Raw genomic sequence first — 14,793 nt, forward strand, 5'->3', positions numbered from 1 at the left:
AAGGCTGGGGGCATGGCGAATGACGGCTTGAGCATCGGCGGCGGCCTGATGCAGGCGCTGAAACAGCGCATGCACTACCAGCAGTCGCGCCAGAAGGTCCTCGCCGAGAACGTCGCCAACGCCGACAGCCCGGGCTTCCGCCCGCTCGACCTCAAGCCGCCGCCCCTCGATCCGGCCCGTGCCGGGATCGCCCTTGCCCGCACCAGCGCCGGCCATATGAGCCTCTCCACCGGCAATGGCGGCTTCGACGGCACCGGAGCCCCGCGCTTCGAGACCACGCCGAACGGCAATGCGGTCAACCTTGAGGACGAGATGCTCAAGGTCGCGCAGAACCAGTCCGACTATCAGCTCGCCGCCTCGCTCTACAGCAAGGGCCTCGGGCTGATGAAGATCGCCATCGGCAAGGGCCGCTGACGGGGAGCCGGATCATGGACCTGATCAAGAGCATCGCCGTCGCCGCTTCCGGCCTGCGCAGCCAGTCCGGCCGGATGCGGGTCATCGCCGAGAACATCGCCAACGCCGATTCCGGCCCCGAGCGCGCCGGCGCCGATCCCTATCGCCGCAAGGTCCCGACCTTCCAGCGCCATTTCGACCGCGAGCTCGACGCCCAGCTCGTGGCACTCGGCAAGGTCCAGCGCGATCAGAGCGCCTTCAAGGTCAAGCACGAGCCCGGCAACCCGGCCGCCGACGCCAACGGCAACGTCCAGATGCCCAACGTCAATTCGCTGGTCGAGATGGTCGACATGCGCGAGGCCCAGCGCAGCTACGAGGCCAACCTCAACCTGATCTCTTCGACGCGCCGGATGATCCAGCGCACGATCGACATCCTGCGCGCCTGACGCGCACCGCTCCAGAAGGGGACTTAAACCGCCATGGCCACTCCGGGTTTCGCCGCGGGCGCCTATGCCTCCATCCAGGGGGTTGGCGCCGGCAATCTGATGCGCAAGCCCATCGCCACGGGCGGGGCGGAAGCGGGCGGCCCGGATTTTTCGGCCCTGCTCGGCAAGGCGCTCGACGCCACGGCCGAAGCCGGTCGCAAGGCCGATACCCAGACCGCGAGCGTCGCCGGCGGGCGAGCCGACATCGTCAATGTCGTCACCGCCGTGGCCGAGAGCGAGGCGGCGATCGAGACCTTGGTCGCGGTGCGCGATCGCGTCATCGCAGCCTATGAGGAAATCATGCGGATGCCGGTCTGACGGCGGCAGGATCGGACGGGAATCATGACTTCCGGAGCTATTCTCGACGTCGCCCGCGACGGCATCGTCGTCTTCCTCAAGGTCGGCGGGCCGCTGATGGCGATCGCGCTCGTCGTCGGCCTCGCCGTCTCCCTGGTGCAGGCGCTGACCCAGATCCAGGAGCAGACGCTGGTCTTCGTGCCGAAGATCATCGCCGTCTTCGCCGCGCTCCTGCTGTTTCTGCCGTTCATGGGGGACGCGCTGGCGGGTTATATGGGGCGAGTCGCCGCCCGAATCGCCACGGGCGGATGATTTCGCCGCGAATGCTGCCGGCCCTTGCCGGGCCGGGCCCGCGGCGCCAGCCCTGGTGTGAAGGTGCCCGCGGCACGATGCAGATCGCGATCCTGCCCGAGATCAGCGCCCTTTTCGTGCTCGTCTTCGCGCGGGTCGGCACGCTCGTCATGCTGATGCCCGGCATCGGCGAGCGCTTCATCTTCTCGCGCGGGCGGCTGTCGCTCGCCTTCTTCATCGCGCTGATGATCCTGCCCGTCGCCCGCCCCTCCCTGCGCATCCCCCCCGATATCTCCGGCGTCGTCGCGCTGCTGATCGGCGAATTGCTGATCGGCCTCGTCATCGGGCTCTGCGCCCGGCTGGTGATGGCCTGCCTGCAGACGGCCGGCACCCTCGTCGCCCAGACCATGGGGCTCGGCTTCGCCATGACCGTCGATCCGACCGGCGGCCTGCAGAACCCCTCGATCGGCAATTTCCTGACGATGCTCGGCATCACGCTGATCCTGACCACGGACCTGCACCACATCGCCATCGCCGCGATCCATGAAAGCTATCGCCTGCTGCCGCCCGGCGGCGTGCCCGATCTGCCGGACATCCTCACGCTCGCCGTGCAGTCGGCGGCGCGCGGCTTTGCGCTCGCGGTCCAGATCGCCGCGCCCTTCCTGATCTTCGGCCTGCTGTTCAATCTCGGCCTCGGCGTGCTGGCCCGGATGATGCCGCAGCTCCAGGTCTTCTTCCTCGCCGTACCGGCCTCGATCTTCGGCGGCATGCTCGTCCTGCTCGTCGTCATCGGCGTGATGATGAGCGTCTTCATGAACGATCTCGGCGCCTTCCTGCGCCAGTTCACCGGCAACTGAGGTCGCGATGGCCGAAGATACCGAAAATGAGGACAGGACAGAGGACCCGACCCAGCGAAAGCTGGACGAGGCCACCGAGAAAGGCGACGTCCCCAAATCGCAGGAGATCGGCACCTTCTTCGTGCTCTGCGGCTTCACGCTGGCGCTGCTGGTCGCCGCCGGCTGGTCGGCCCGCGACGCGATGCTGTCGCTGCGCGGCTTCCTGATGAACGCGCATCAGGTCCCCTCCGACGGCGCCGCCTTCATGCAGGTCACGCGTCAGGGAATATTCACCGGCTTCATGGCGCTCGGCCTGCCCTTCGCCTTCATCCTCTGCGCCGGCCTTGCCGGCGCCATGCTTCAGCACAAGCCGCTCTGGACCTTCGAGCCGCTGATGCCGAAGTTCAACCGGATCTCGCCGATGGCCGGCGCCAAGCGGATGTTCGGCAAGGAGGCCTGGGTCAATTTCGCCAAGGGCCTCGCCAAGACCGCCCTGATCGGAACCGTGGTCTGGTACACGCTCTGGAACCAGCACGATCGGCTCGAAGCCTTCGTGCAGATGAACGTCGCCGCCCTGATGCCGGCGACGCTCTCGCTCGCCATCAAGCTGATGGGCGCGGTGCTCGCCCTCTTCGCCATCATCGCGATCGGCGACTTCGCCTGGCAGCGCTTCTCCTGGTACCAGCGCCAGAAGATGACGAAGCAGGAGATCAAGGACGAGTTCAAGAACTCCGAAGGCAATCCCGAGATCAAGGCGAAGCTGCGCCAGATCCGTGCCCAGCGCGTGCGCAAGCGCATGATGGCGGCAGTGCCGAAGGCGACGGTGATCATCACCAACCCGACGCACTTCGCCGTCGCCCTGCAATACGAGCCCGGCATGGCGGCGCCGCTCTGCCTGGCGAAGGGCGTCGACAGCATGGCCCTCAAGATCCGCGAGGTCGCCGGCGAGCATCGCGTGCCGATCGTGGAGAACCCGCCGCTGGCGCGCGCGCTCTACGCCACGGTCGACATCGACGACGAAATTCCTGTCGAACATTACCAGGCCGTGGCCGAAGTCATCGGTTACGTCTTGCGCCTGAAGGGTCGGCGCGCCTAACTCGGCAGGAAATGCGAAGGAAGGACGGCCGCCATGTTATCGGTGCGGCCCCAAGCGAACGGACTCCACCGCATGAGCGGCACCACGGCGACCACAACGATCGATCGCTCCGACAAGCCAGGCCATATCGGCGTCATCCTGCTGGTGGCGGGCCTGCTCGTCGGCGCCGCGATCGCGCTCGGCTTCATCGCCAATGAATGGGCGCAGCCGCTCATCCTCGGGCTCCTCGCCATTCTCTCGGTGGTCGGTGTCTTCGGCCTCTTCGCCTTCGCCATCGGCCTGATCCAGTTCTCCGGCCGGGCCGCCCGCAACGATCTGACCAAGACCGTTGTGGACAGCGCGGACGAGGGCATCGTCGTCACCGAGGGCGAGAACGAGATCGTCTATGCCAACGAGGCCTATCTGGCGCTCGCCGGCGCGACAGGCGCCAACGACCTCAAGCCGGTCGGGCGCCTGCTGACCGGCCGGGCGGATGTCTCGGAGGCGATCTACCGGCTGGCGGCGGCCGCCCGCGAGAATCGCCGCCTCGTCGAGGAGGTGCGGCTGGAGCCGTCGCTCAACGGGCGCAGCGAGGTCGGCTGGTATCGCGTCCGCGTCGCCCCGGTTCGCCGCGAGACCGGCAACGCCACGCTCTGGTCGGTGTCCGACATCACCCCCGAGCGCGAGCGCCAGGAGAACGCCTTCCAGGAACTCCAGCACGCCATCGACTATCTCGACCACGCCCCCGCCGGCTTCATCTCGATCGATGCCGATGGCGAGGTCTCCTATCTCAACGCCACCCTGTCGAGCTGGCTCGACTTCGACCTCGCCCGCTTCGGCTCGGGCGGGCTGCATCTCGACGACATCTGCACCCCGGCCGCCGCCGCGCTGATCCAGGCGATCAGGGGCCAGCCGGGCGATGTCCGCGTCGAGGTGCTCGACGTCGACCTGAAGCGCCGCAACGGCAACCCGCTGCCGGTGCGCCTGCATCACCAGGTCGCCTTCGGACAGGACGGCCGCGCCGGTTCCTCCCGCACCCTCGTCCTCAATCGCGCGCCCGGCGAGGCCGGCGCCGATGGCGGCAGCGATGCCGAAGTCCGCTTCGCCCGCTTCTTCCATTCCACGCCGATGGCGATCGCCACCATCGACAGGACCGGGGCGATCCTACGCTCCAACGCCGCCTTTGCCCGCCTCGCGCCGGCCGACAAGCAGCTGCACACCATCCATGACCTGGTCGCGCCGGATGCCGGGCTGGAGCGCGCAATCGCCGAGGTGGTCGAGGGCAGCGCCGGGGTCAGCCCGCTCGATCTCGCGCTTGCCGGCGAGGACGGGCGTTCGGCCAAGCTCTACCTCACCCCCGTCGCGGCCTCCGAGGACGGCGACGGCGAGCGCGCCATCGTCTACGCGCTGGAGACCACGGCCGAGCGCAAGCTGCGCGACAATATGGACCAGGCCGGCAAGATGCAGGCGGTCGGCCAGCTCGCCGGCGGCATCGCGCACGACTTCAACAACGTGCTGCAGGTCATCATCAACGCCTCCGAGTTCCTGCTCGCGAGCCACCGGCCGACCGACCCGTCCTTCCCGGACATCATGCAGATCAAGCAGAATGCCTACCGCGCCGCGGCGCTGGTCCGGCAGCTGCTCGCCTTCTCGCGCCGCCAGACCCTGCGCCCGCAGGTGCTGGAGCTCGGCGAGGTGCTCTCCGATCTCTCGCTGATGCTGAAGCGCGTCGTCGCCGACAAGGTCACGCTCGACGTCCGCCAGGGCCGCGACCTCTGGCCGGTCAAGGCCGATCTCGGCCAGCTCGAGCAGGTCATCGTCAACCTCGCCGTCAACGCCCGCGACGCCATGCCGGATGGCGGCAAGCTGACGGTGCGCACCCGCAACCTCGCCCGCGAGGACTGCGCGAGCGTCCACCACGCCGCCCTGCCCGCCGACGACTACGTGCTGCTCGAGGTCGAGGACACCGGCACCGGTATCCCGCAGGAGCATATCGACAAGATCTTCGAGCCCTTCTTCACCACCAAGGAGGTCGGCAAGGGCACCGGCCTCGGCCTCTCCATGGTCTACGGCATCGTCAAGCAGACCGGCGGCTACGTCTTCGTCGATTCCACCATCGGCAAGGGCACGGCCTTCCAGATCTTCCTGCCGCGCCACGTCCCGAGCCAGGAGGAGATCGCCGCCGAGGCCGCCGCCAAGGAAGCGCCGAAGAAGCTCGCCGCCGACCATACCGGCGCCGGCGTCATCCTGCTGGTCGAGGACGAGGACGCGGTGCGCGCGCTCAACGCCCGCATGCTGGTCTCGCGGGGCTATACCGTCCACGAGGCAGCGTCGGGCGTCGAGGCGCTCGACATCTTCCTGAAGAACGACGGCCAGATCGACCTCGTCGTCTCCGACGTCGTCATGCCCGAGATGGACGGCCCGACCCTGCTCGGCGAGCTGCGCCAGCGCAACCCGAACACCAAGGTCGTCTTCGTTTCCGGCTATGCCGAGGAGGCCTTCCGCAAGAACCTGCCCGAGGGCGAAGGCTTCCACTTCCTGCCGAAGCCCTTCACCATGAAGCAGCTCGTCGAGACCGTGAAGGCGGCGATGGGCTGAGCCCGGAAGGTCTTCCGCACCGTCGTTCCGGGGCTTCGCATCGGCGAAGAGCCTGGAACCCATGGCCACGACGCCATTCCAGCTATCGTCATGCTCGCCCTTGTGGCGGGCATCCACCTCCTGAACGCCACATTGCACGAAGGCGGCCGTGGATGGTCGGGACAAGCCCGCCCCACGGAAATGTCGTGTTCATGGGCTCCGGGCTCAGGCCTTCAGCCTGCCCCGGAATGACGGCATCGCCATGCCGAAATCATCACCCCCGCGTTCTCCTGACAGAAACTGACATCGAGAACAAAAAAAGAACTTGCCCCTAAGAACAAAGAGTGATCATTCTCCTGTCAAGATTGATTGAGATGTCCCCTTGGCCCTGCCATAAGGAGCCCGAACCGTGAATCAGGCAAACCTCAGACTCGTGGAAGGCTCCTCGATGGACAAGGCCAAGGCGCTCGATGCGGCGCTCTCCCAGATCGAACGTGCCTTCGGCAAGGGTTCGATCATGCGGCTCGGCAAGAACCCGCAGGCGATCGAGATCGAGACGATCTCGACCGGCTCGCTCGGCCTCGACATCGCGCTCGGCGTCGGCGGCCTGCCCAAGGGCCGCATCGTCGAGATCTACGGGCCGGAATCCTCCGGCAAGACCACGCTGGCGCTGCACACCATCGCCGAAGCCCAGAAGAAGGGCGGCGTCTGCGCCTTCGTCGATGCCGAGCATGCGCTCGACCCGGTCTATGCCCGCAAGCTCGGCGTCAACCTCGACGACCTGCTGATCTCGCAGCCCGACACCGGCGAGCAGGCGCTGGAGATCACCGACACCCTCGTCCGCTCCGGCGCGATCGACGTGCTCGTGGTCGACTCCGTCGCCGCGCTGACGCCCCGCGCCGAGATCGAGGGCGAGATGGGCGATGTCCAGCCCGGCCTCCAGGCCCGCCTGATGAGCCAGGCGCTGCGCAAGCTCACCGCCTCGATCTCGCGCTCGAACTGCATGGTGATCTTCATCAACCAGATCCGCATGAAGATCGGCGTGATGTACGGCTCGCCCGAGACCACCACCGGCGGCAACGCGCTCAAGTTCTACGCCTCGGTGCGCCTCGACATCCGCCGCGTCTCGACGCTGAAGGAGCGCGACGAGGCGACCGGCAACCAGGTCCGCGTCAAGGTCGTCAAGAACAAGGTCGCGCCGCCCTTCAAGCAGGTCGAGTTCGACATCATGTTCGGCGAGGGCATTTCCAAGGTCGGCGAGCTGATCGATCTCGGCGTCAAGGCCGGCATGGTCGAGAAGGCGGGCGCCTGGTTCTCCTTCGACAGCCAGCGCCTCGGCCAGGGCCGCGAGAACGCCAAGAGCTTCCTCAAGGCCAATCCGGACCTCGCCGCCAAGATCGAGGCCACGATCCGCCAGAATTCCGGCCTCGTCGCCGACCGCATCCTCGACGAAGCGGCCCCGACGGCGGACGATCTCGACGAAGGCGAAGCCTGAGACAACCAATGCCGTCATGCTCGGGCTTGACCCGAGCATCTCAGGCCGAATGAGGCGGCCTATCCTGAGAGAGATTCTCGGGTCTACGCTTCGCTCCGCCCGAGAATGACGTTCCAGCCCAAGCGGGCGGCCTTCGGGCCGCCCTTTTCGTTTGCCGATAAGGCCTTGCAGGTGGTGCGCTGCAACGAGCTTTCTGGACAGGGGCGAGCCGCCTGACTAGAACCGGTCCTTCCCGCCGGGCGCGAGCCCGGCCCCTGCCCGTTTTGAGAAGCGCAACGAGCGATGAGCGGCGTCAACGATATCCGGTCGACCTTCCTCGACTACTTCAAGTCCCAGGGCCACGAGGTCGTGCCGTCGAGCCCGCTCGTCCCGCGCAACGACCCGACGCTGATGTTCGCCAATTCGGGCATGGTGCAGTTCAAGAACGTCTTCACCGGCCAGGAGAAGCGCCCCTATTCGCGCGCCACCACCGCCCAGAAATGCGTGCGCGCCGGCGGCAAGCACAACGACCTCGACAATGTCGGCTACACCGCGCGCCACCACACCTTCTTCGAAATGCTGGGGAACTTCTCCTTCGGCGACTATTTCAAGGAACAGGCGATCAACCACGCCTGGACGCTGGTCACCCGCGAATTCGGCCTGCCCAAGGACAAGCTCCTCGTCACGGTCTATTCCGAGGATGACGAGGCGCATGCCCTCTGGAAGAAGATCGCCGGCCTGACCGACGACAAGATCATCCGCATCCCGACCTCGGCCAATTTCTGGCGCATGGGCGACACCGGCCCCTGCGGCCCCTGCTCCGAGATCTTCTTCGACCATGGCGACCATATCTGGGGCGGCCCCCCCGGCTCCCCCGAGGAGGACGGCGATCGCTTCATCGAGATCTGGAACCTCGTCTTCATGCAGTACGAGGAGGCCGCGGGCGGCATCCGCACCGACCTGCCCCGCCCCTCGATCGATACCGGCATGGGGCTGGAGCGCATCGCGGCCGTGCTCCAGGGCACGCATGACAACTACAACATCGACCTGTTCCGCGCCCTGATCGGCGCCATCGCCGATCTCACCTCGGTCGATCCGGACGGCCCGATGAAGGCGAGCCATCGCGTCATCGCCGACCATCTGCGCTGCTCCTCCTTCCTGATAGCCGACGGCGTCCTGCCTTCCAACGAAGGCCGCGGCTATGTGCTGCGCCGGATCATGCGCCGCGGCATGCGCCATGCGCAGCTGCTCGGCGCCAAGGAGCCTCTGCTCTACAAGCTCGTGCCGGCCCTGACCCGCGAGATGGGCCGCGCCTATCCCGAGCTGCTGCGCGCCGAGGCGCTGATCACCGAGACGCTGAAGCTGGAGGAAACCCGCTTCCGCACCACGCTGGCACGCGGCCTCACCCTGCTCGACGACGCCTCCAAGGACCTGACCGCCGGCCAGAGCCTCAAGGGCGACGTCGCCTTCACGCTCTACGACACCTATGGCTTCCCGCTCGACCTGACGCAGGACGCGCTGCGCGCCCGCGAGATCACGGTCGATGTCGAGGGCTTCGATGCCGCCATGCAGCAGCAGAAGGCCAAGGCGCGCGCCGCTTGGGCCGGCTCCGGCGAGGCCGCGACCGAGACGCTCTGGTTCCCGCTGCGCGACAAGCACGGCGCCACCGAGTTCCTCGGCTACGACACCGAGACCGCCGAGGGCGTGGTCACCGCGCTGATCCGCGACAATGCCGAGGTCCAGTCGCTGAAGGCCGGCGAGAGCGGCTTCATGCTGGTCAACCAGACGCCGTTCTACGGCGAGTCCGGCGGCCAGGTCGGCGACGCCGGTCTGGTCAAGGCCCCCGGCACGCTGGTCGAGGTCAGCGATGTCCAGAAGAAGCTCGGCGACGTCTTCGCGCATAGCGTCACGGTCAAGGAAGGCGAGCTCAAGCTCGGCGCGGCGGTCGAACTCCTCGTCGACCATGAGCGCCGCACCGCGATTCGCGCCAACCACTCGGCGACGCATCTGCTGCACGAGGCGCTGCGCCTCGTCCTCGGCGACCATGTCGCGCAGAAGGGCTCGCTGGTCTCGCCCGACCGCCTGCGCTTCGACTTCTCGCACCCCAAGCCGATCAGCGAGGAGGAACTGCGCGAGGTCGAGGAGATCGCCAACGCGATCGTGCTGAAGAACGAGCCGGTGACGACCCGCCTGATGAGCGTCGACGAGGCGATCGCCTCCGGCGCGCGCGCCCTCTTCGGCGAGAAATACGGAGACGAGGTCCGCGTCGTCGCCATGGGGACCAACCCCGCCGGCCGCTCCTATTCGGTCGAGCTCTGCGGCGGCACCCATGCCGCGCGCACCGGCGATATCGGCCTCGTCAGCATCGTCGGCGAAGGCGCGGTCGCGGCGGGCGTGCGTCGTCTCGAGGCCATGACCGGCAATGGCGCGCGCCTGCGCCTCAATGAGGAATCGCGCCTGCTCGACGGGCTGGCGAGCCTGCTCAAGGTCCCCGCGGCCGAAGCCGGCAACCGCCTCGCCGCCCTGATCGAGGAGCGCCGCAAGCTCGACCGCGAGCTGACCGAGGCCCGCAAGAAGCTCGCCATGGGCGGCGGCGGCGCGACCGAGGACCCGATCAAGGAGATCGCCGGCGCCAAGCTGCTGGCGCGTGCCGTCACCGGCATCGAGATGAAGGACCTGAAGAGCCTTGCCGACGAGGCCAAGGCCCGCGTCGGCTCCGGCGTCGTCGCCATCGTCGGCGTCGCCGATGACGGCAAGGCCGGCGTCGTCGTCGGCGTCACGCCCGACCTGACCGAGCGCTTCGACGCGGTCGCGCTGGTGCGCGCGGCCTCCGAGCAGCTCGGCGGCAAGGGCGGCGGCGGCCGGCGCGACATGGCCCAGGCCGGCGGGCCGGACGGCAGCAAGGCGCAGGCCGCGCTCGACGCCGTCGCCGCCGCGATGGGCTGATGCGAACCGGCGGGGCAGGCCTGAGGCTTTCCCGCCGCGCCCTGTTGCTGGCTGCCGGCCTCTGGCCGGCGGCTGCCCTTGCGCAGAAGAAGAAGCCTGCGCCGGCAACCGGCCCCGCCATGTCGGCGGCACGGACCATCGTGGCCGGCGCGCCGCTCGGCGTCTTCCTGAGCCAACCACCGCAGGGCGCTCGCCTTGCCATAGCCCGCCCCGAGCACCCCGCCAGCAGCGCGATCGTCGTGGTCGAGCCGCAGAACACGGTGCCCGCCCTGCCCACGCCCGGCGTCGCCGGCACCTATGAGCTACGCCTGACCGCCGAGAAGGATGGCACACCCGTCATCCTGCTGCGCCAGCCGCTCGTCACCACCGAGCCCAGCGCCACGCTCGCCGCACCCGGCCGCGTCGGCCGCAGCCAGGCGCTGCCCGTGCGTGGCATCGGGCCGAACGGCGAGCAGGATCGCGTCGTGCTGGTTGCCGCCGACGCTCCCATCGAGGCGGAAGGCCCGCGCTTCTTCCCGGCGGAGAATGTCGAGTCGGTGCTGGAAGCGCCGGATCAGCCGGGCAGCTACGAGCTGCGCTATGTGATGAACGCCCCGGTCAGCGGGCTGCGCATCCTCGCCCGCCGCGCCGTCGTCGTGGAGTGATCCGGACGCTCGCCGGGGCCGCCTGCAACCTCGCGCGGCGAGTACTTCAGCCCATCGCTTCGCGCTTCTTGAGCAGCTCGTTGAGCAGGTCCTGCTGCTCGTTGAGCCGCGTCGCCAGCCGCTCCTCGGCGGCGGCGCCCGAGACGCCCGTGGCCTGTTCCATCAGCTCGGCGATATTCCTCCGGGCAATGGCGATCCGCTCGTCGAGTTCCATCTGCGAAGCGTTCTCAGGCATCCCAGCTCTCCGTATCGGCCAGTCTTCTTTCGACTACAGCGACAGTCAGCGCCCTCGCCAGCAGGAAAGGGCGCACCGTCCTCATGCACGAAGCGCCCACCCGCATTGGCTCCCATCATATCGATATGGGAGCGGGTGGTCACGTCGTCCAGCAGCGACCGACAACGCGCACCCAAGCGCCGTCGTTCCCTGTCCTGGCTGTGCGCCAATGAAAAAGCCCGGCCTTTCGGCCGGGCTTCGTCAGTTTCGCGTGAGGGCGTGCCTCAGGCCGCCATCGCCTTCTTCATGTTCTCGCTGACCTTCTCGAGGAAGCCGGTCGTCGAGAGCCACTTCTGGTCGGCGCCGACCAGCAGTGCGAGGTCCTTGGTCATGTCGCCGGCCTCGACCGTGTCGACCGTGACCTTCTCGAGCAGCGAAGCGAACTTGGCGAGCTCGGCGTTGTTGTCGAGCTTGGCGCGGTGGGCCAGGCCACGCGTCCAGGCGAAGATCGAGGCGATCGAGTTCGTCGAGGTCTCGCGGCCCTTCTGGTGCTCGCGATAGTGGCGAGTGACGGTGCCGTGCGCCGCTTCCGCCTCGACGGTCTTGCCGTCCGGCGTCATCAGCACCGAGGTCATCAGGCCGAGCGAGCCGAAGCCCTGCGCCACCGTGTCCGACTGCACGTCGCCGTCGTAGTTCTTGCAGGCCCAGACATAGCCACCCGACCACTTCATCGCCGAGGCGACCATGTCGTCGATCAGGCGGTGCTCGTAGGTGATGCCGAGCTTGTCGAACTCCGCCTTGAACTCCTTCTCGTAGATCTCCTGGAAGATGTCCTTGAAGCGCCCGTCATAGGTCTTGAGGATGGTGTTCTTGGTCGAGAGATAGACCGGGTACTTGCGGATCAGGCCGTAGTTCAGCGAGGCGCGGGCGAAGTCGCGGATCGAGTCGTCGAGATTGTACATCGCCATGGCGACGCCGGCGTCCGGGGCCTTGAAGACCTCCTTCTCGATGACGTTGCCGTCTTCCCCGACGAACTTGATCGACAGCGTGCCCTTGCCCGGGAACTTGAAATCGGTGGCGCGATACTGGTCGCCATAGGCATGGCGGCCGATGACGATCGGCTGGGTCCAGCCGGGCACCAGGCGCGGGACGTTCTTGCAGATGATCGGCTCGCGGAAGATCACGCCGCCGAGGATGTTGCGGATCGTGCCGTTCGGCGACTTCCACATCTGCTTCAGGTTGAATTCCTTCACGCGGGCCTCGTCCGGCGTGATGGTCGCGCACTTCACGGCGACGCCGTGCTTCTTGGTGGCGTTGGCGGCATCGATCGTGACCTGGTCGTTGGTCGCGTCGCGGTTCTCGACCGAGAGGTCGTAATAGTCGAGCTCGAGGTCCAGATACGGGAAGATCAGCGTGTCCTTGATCTTCTGCCAGATGATCCGGGTCATCTCGTCGCCGTCCATGTCGACGACCGGGTTGGCGACCTTGATCTTGCTCATGCGATGACCCCTGTGCTCTCCAGATAGAACGGTCCCGGGCCCGGCTTGCGGCCGCGGCCCGCGGCTGGGTCGCTTCCTAGCGGGTTAGAGGCAGCGGGGGAAGCGCGGCTTTCGGGCAATCTGATGCATGCCGATTATGCTGCACTGCCGCAAAATCGGCACCTTCCCGGCCTAGCCTGACCTACCGCTCGTCACAGCGACAGGACGAACGACGTGCTCCGCCCGATTTGGCCCCTTTCCGCCGCAGCAGCGGCTGCGTTGATCCTCGCCTGCATCGCGGGCGCCGACCCGGTTTCCGCCCAGGACGACACGCTGGAGCCCTTCGCGATCCAGCTGCCGATCCCGCGAGCGGCCCTGCTGGATCCCGATGCCGACGAGGCGGCTGCTGCGGAAGCGACGGTCTCCGGCGCCGATGCGGTGATCTTCAACCCGGCTCTCGCGGCGATCGGCCGCGCCAGCGCCGCCTCCGGTGCGCATCTGCGCGCCCGGGCGCCGATCCCCGTCGACATCATCCGCAACGGCTTCGCCGCGCGCCAGGATACGATGAGCGCTGCCCAAGACCGGTCTGTCGGCTTCAAGCTCGGCAAGGATGTCTTCTCGCTCTCGACCACGCTCTCCGCGCCCGCCAGCGCCGGCGCGACGCGCGATGCGCAGATCAGCTGGCGCCTGGCCCAGCCGATCTCCTCCGGCCGGGGCTTCATCTGGGGCTTGGCCACCGGGGGCGGCAGCTCGCTCTACGGCAATCCCGAGCATACCGGCGAGGCACTGATCGGCTACCGCCACGAGCTGATTCCGCATCTGACGCTGACGTCCCAGCTCGCCATGGCCGGCAACTACGTCTTCGCGCCGGGCGACGGGCTGCATTCCGCCCTGACGCCGGAGATGAAGCTCTCCGTCGATCTCGCCAAGCTCGCGGACCTGCCCTGGCAGACCTCCTTCGACCTGGCGCTGGCGCGCAAGCTGCCGCTCGTCGCCAGCGATTTCGAGACGCAAGGACGCGCCATGCTGTCTTTCAAGTACAAGCTGCGCTGACTCGCCCGGCCGTCACGGCATGCCGGCCTGCAGGCAGCGCCCTTTCCCGCCGCGGCCCGCCGCACTAGCTTGCCGCTCATGACAGCATCGACTTCGACCAAATTCGCTCTCGTCACCGGCGGCACGCGCGGCATCGGCGCCGGCGCCGCCCTCGCTTTGGCCCAATCCGGCTACGAGGTCCTCGCCACCGGCCTGACCGAGGAGGAAGTCGTCGCCGCCCCGGCCCACCCGGCCATCCGCCACGCCCGGCTCGACGTGACCAGCGACGATCAGGTCGCGGCAATCGTCGCGACCTGCCCGCGCATCGACGCGCTGGTGAACTGCGCCGGCATGATCCAGCGCGGCGGCAAGGAATTCGAGATCGACGCCTTCCGCCTGACCATCGAGGTCAACCTCAACGGCACGATGCGGATGTGCCTCGCCGCGAAGGACAAGCTCGCCGCCAAGGCCGCGGACAAGGCCGGCGGCGCCGTCGTCAACATCGCCTCGATGCTGACCTTCCACGGCTCGGCCTTCGCGCCCGGCTATGCCGCGTCCAAGGGCGGTATCGGCCAGCTCACCAAATCGCTCGCCGCTGCCTGGGCCCCGGAGGGCATCCGCGTCAACGCCGTGGCGCCGGGCTGGATCGAGACCGAGCTGACCCGCCCGCTCGTCGAGGATGCGGAGCGCTCCGCGCCGATCCTGGCCCGCACGCCGATGGGCCGCTGGGGCAAGCCGGGCGATGTCGGCGGCGCCATCGCCTTCCTGCTCTCGGACGCGGCCGAGTTCGTCACCGGCGCCATCCTGCCGGTCGATGGCGGCTATCTCGCGGTTTAGGATATTTTCCCCGAACGAAAGAGGCCGTCATTGCGAGCGCGGCGAAGCAATCCAGGGGGACCGGGTGGAGTGCCTCGCCAAGTCCCCCTGGATCGCTTCGTCGCTGACGCCCCTCGCAATGACGGAAGCGGCGATACTTCGGAAAATGACGTTACTTCAAACGCTTGTACGGAAATATTGAATCGGACTGGACACCCGTTGAATCAGATCATCA

Annotated in this window: 14 protein-coding genes; 12 read left to right on the forward strand and 2 right to left on the reverse strand. The window is 67.6% G+C overall.

Translation table 11 applies throughout. The features are described 5' to 3' along the window. Positions 1 to 12 precede the first annotated feature (12 nt). The 10 genes from flgB (at position 13) to B5Y19_RS00345 (ending at position 11,018) form a co-directional block, all read left to right on the forward strand. Positions 13 to 414, forward strand: a complete 402-nt coding sequence (flgB, locus tag B5Y19_RS00300) for a flagellar basal body rod protein FlgB (protein WP_139384203.1) — start codon at positions 13 to 15, stop codon at positions 412 to 414. 14 nt (positions 415 to 428) lie between these two features. After that, positions 429 to 839, forward strand: a complete 411-nt coding sequence (flgC, locus tag B5Y19_RS00305) for a flagellar basal body rod protein FlgC (RefSeq protein WP_055728987.1) — start codon at positions 429 to 431, stop codon at positions 837 to 839. 33 nt (positions 840 to 872) lie between these two features. Further along, positions 873 to 1,196 (forward strand): flagellar hook-basal body complex protein FliE, encoded by a 324-nt coding sequence (locus B5Y19_RS00310; protein WP_055728986.1) that lies wholly within the window; start codon positions 873 to 875, stop codon positions 1,194 to 1,196. Between the two features lie 24 nt (positions 1,197 to 1,220). Continuing rightward, positions 1,221 to 1,487: a flagellar biosynthesis protein FliQ gene (gene fliQ, locus B5Y19_RS00315; RefSeq protein WP_055728985.1), complete on the forward strand. Its 267-nt coding sequence runs from the start codon at positions 1,221 to 1,223 to the stop codon at positions 1,485 to 1,487. Between the two features lie 77 nt (positions 1,488 to 1,564). After that, on the forward strand, positions 1,565 to 2,323 hold the full coding sequence (gene fliR, locus B5Y19_RS00320) for a flagellar biosynthetic protein FliR (RefSeq protein ID WP_055728984.1): 759 nt from the start codon (positions 1,565 to 1,567) through the stop codon (positions 2,321 to 2,323). Between the two features lie 7 nt (positions 2,324 to 2,330). After that, positions 2,331 to 3,398: a flagellar biosynthesis protein FlhB gene (gene flhB, locus B5Y19_RS00325; RefSeq protein ID WP_055728983.1), complete on the forward strand. Its 1,068-nt coding sequence runs from the start codon at positions 2,331 to 2,333 to the stop codon at positions 3,396 to 3,398. A gap of 72 nt (positions 3,399 to 3,470) precedes the next feature. Then, complete coding sequence (cckA, locus tag B5Y19_RS00330) at positions 3,471 to 5,975, forward strand: cell cycle histidine kinase CckA (protein ID WP_055728982.1); 2,505 nt, start codon at positions 3,471 to 3,473, stop codon at positions 5,973 to 5,975. Between the two features lie 388 nt (positions 5,976 to 6,363). After that, positions 6,364 to 7,449 carry a recombinase RecA gene (recA, locus tag B5Y19_RS00335; protein ID WP_055728981.1) on the forward strand — a complete coding sequence of 362 codons (1,086 nt, stop codon included), beginning with the start codon at positions 6,364 to 6,366 and terminating at the stop codon, positions 7,447 to 7,449. A 282-nt stretch (positions 7,450 to 7,731) separates the two neighbouring features. Beyond that, positions 7,732 to 10,374: an alanine--tRNA ligase gene (alaS, locus tag B5Y19_RS00340; RefSeq protein WP_079590943.1), complete on the forward strand. Its 2,643-nt coding sequence runs from the start codon at positions 7,732 to 7,734 to the stop codon at positions 10,372 to 10,374. Next, complete coding sequence (locus tag B5Y19_RS00345) at positions 10,374 to 11,018, forward strand: hypothetical protein (protein WP_055728980.1); 645 nt, start codon at positions 10,374 to 10,376, stop codon at positions 11,016 to 11,018. Before alaS ends, B5Y19_RS00345 begins: the two co-directional genes overlap by 1 nt. Positions 11,019 to 11,064: 46 nt before the next feature. Here B5Y19_RS00345 and B5Y19_RS00350 read toward each other — a convergent pair whose 3' ends face one another. Further along, entirely contained in the window at positions 11,065 to 11,253 is a 189-nt protein-coding gene (locus tag B5Y19_RS00350) for a hypothetical protein (RefSeq protein ID WP_055728979.1), read from the reverse strand. Positions 11,254 to 11,516: 263 nt separating this feature from the next. Then, the gene (locus tag B5Y19_RS00355) at positions 11,517 to 12,731 is read right to left on the reverse strand and encodes an NADP-dependent isocitrate dehydrogenase (RefSeq protein WP_055728978.1); all 1,215 of its coding nucleotides are present in this window, start codon (positions 12,729 to 12,731) and stop codon (positions 11,517 to 11,519) included. 213 nt (positions 12,732 to 12,944) lie between these two features. On the opposite strand from B5Y19_RS00355, the gene B5Y19_RS00360 reads away from it, so the two are divergent. Then, a complete protein-coding gene (locus B5Y19_RS00360; RefSeq protein WP_139384204.1) occupies positions 12,945 to 13,763 on the forward strand; it encodes a hypothetical protein in 819 nt (272 codons plus the stop codon). A gap of 78 nt (positions 13,764 to 13,841) precedes the next feature. Further along, positions 13,842 to 14,579 (forward strand): SDR family NAD(P)-dependent oxidoreductase, encoded by a 738-nt coding sequence (locus B5Y19_RS00365; protein ID WP_055729005.1) that lies wholly within the window; start codon positions 13,842 to 13,844, stop codon positions 14,577 to 14,579. Positions 14,580 to 14,793 lie beyond the last annotated feature (214 nt).

The organism is Allobosea thiooxidans (genome assembly GCF_900168195.1).
Taxonomy (GTDB): domain Bacteria; phylum Pseudomonadota; class Alphaproteobacteria; order Rhizobiales; family Beijerinckiaceae; genus Allobosea; species Allobosea thiooxidans.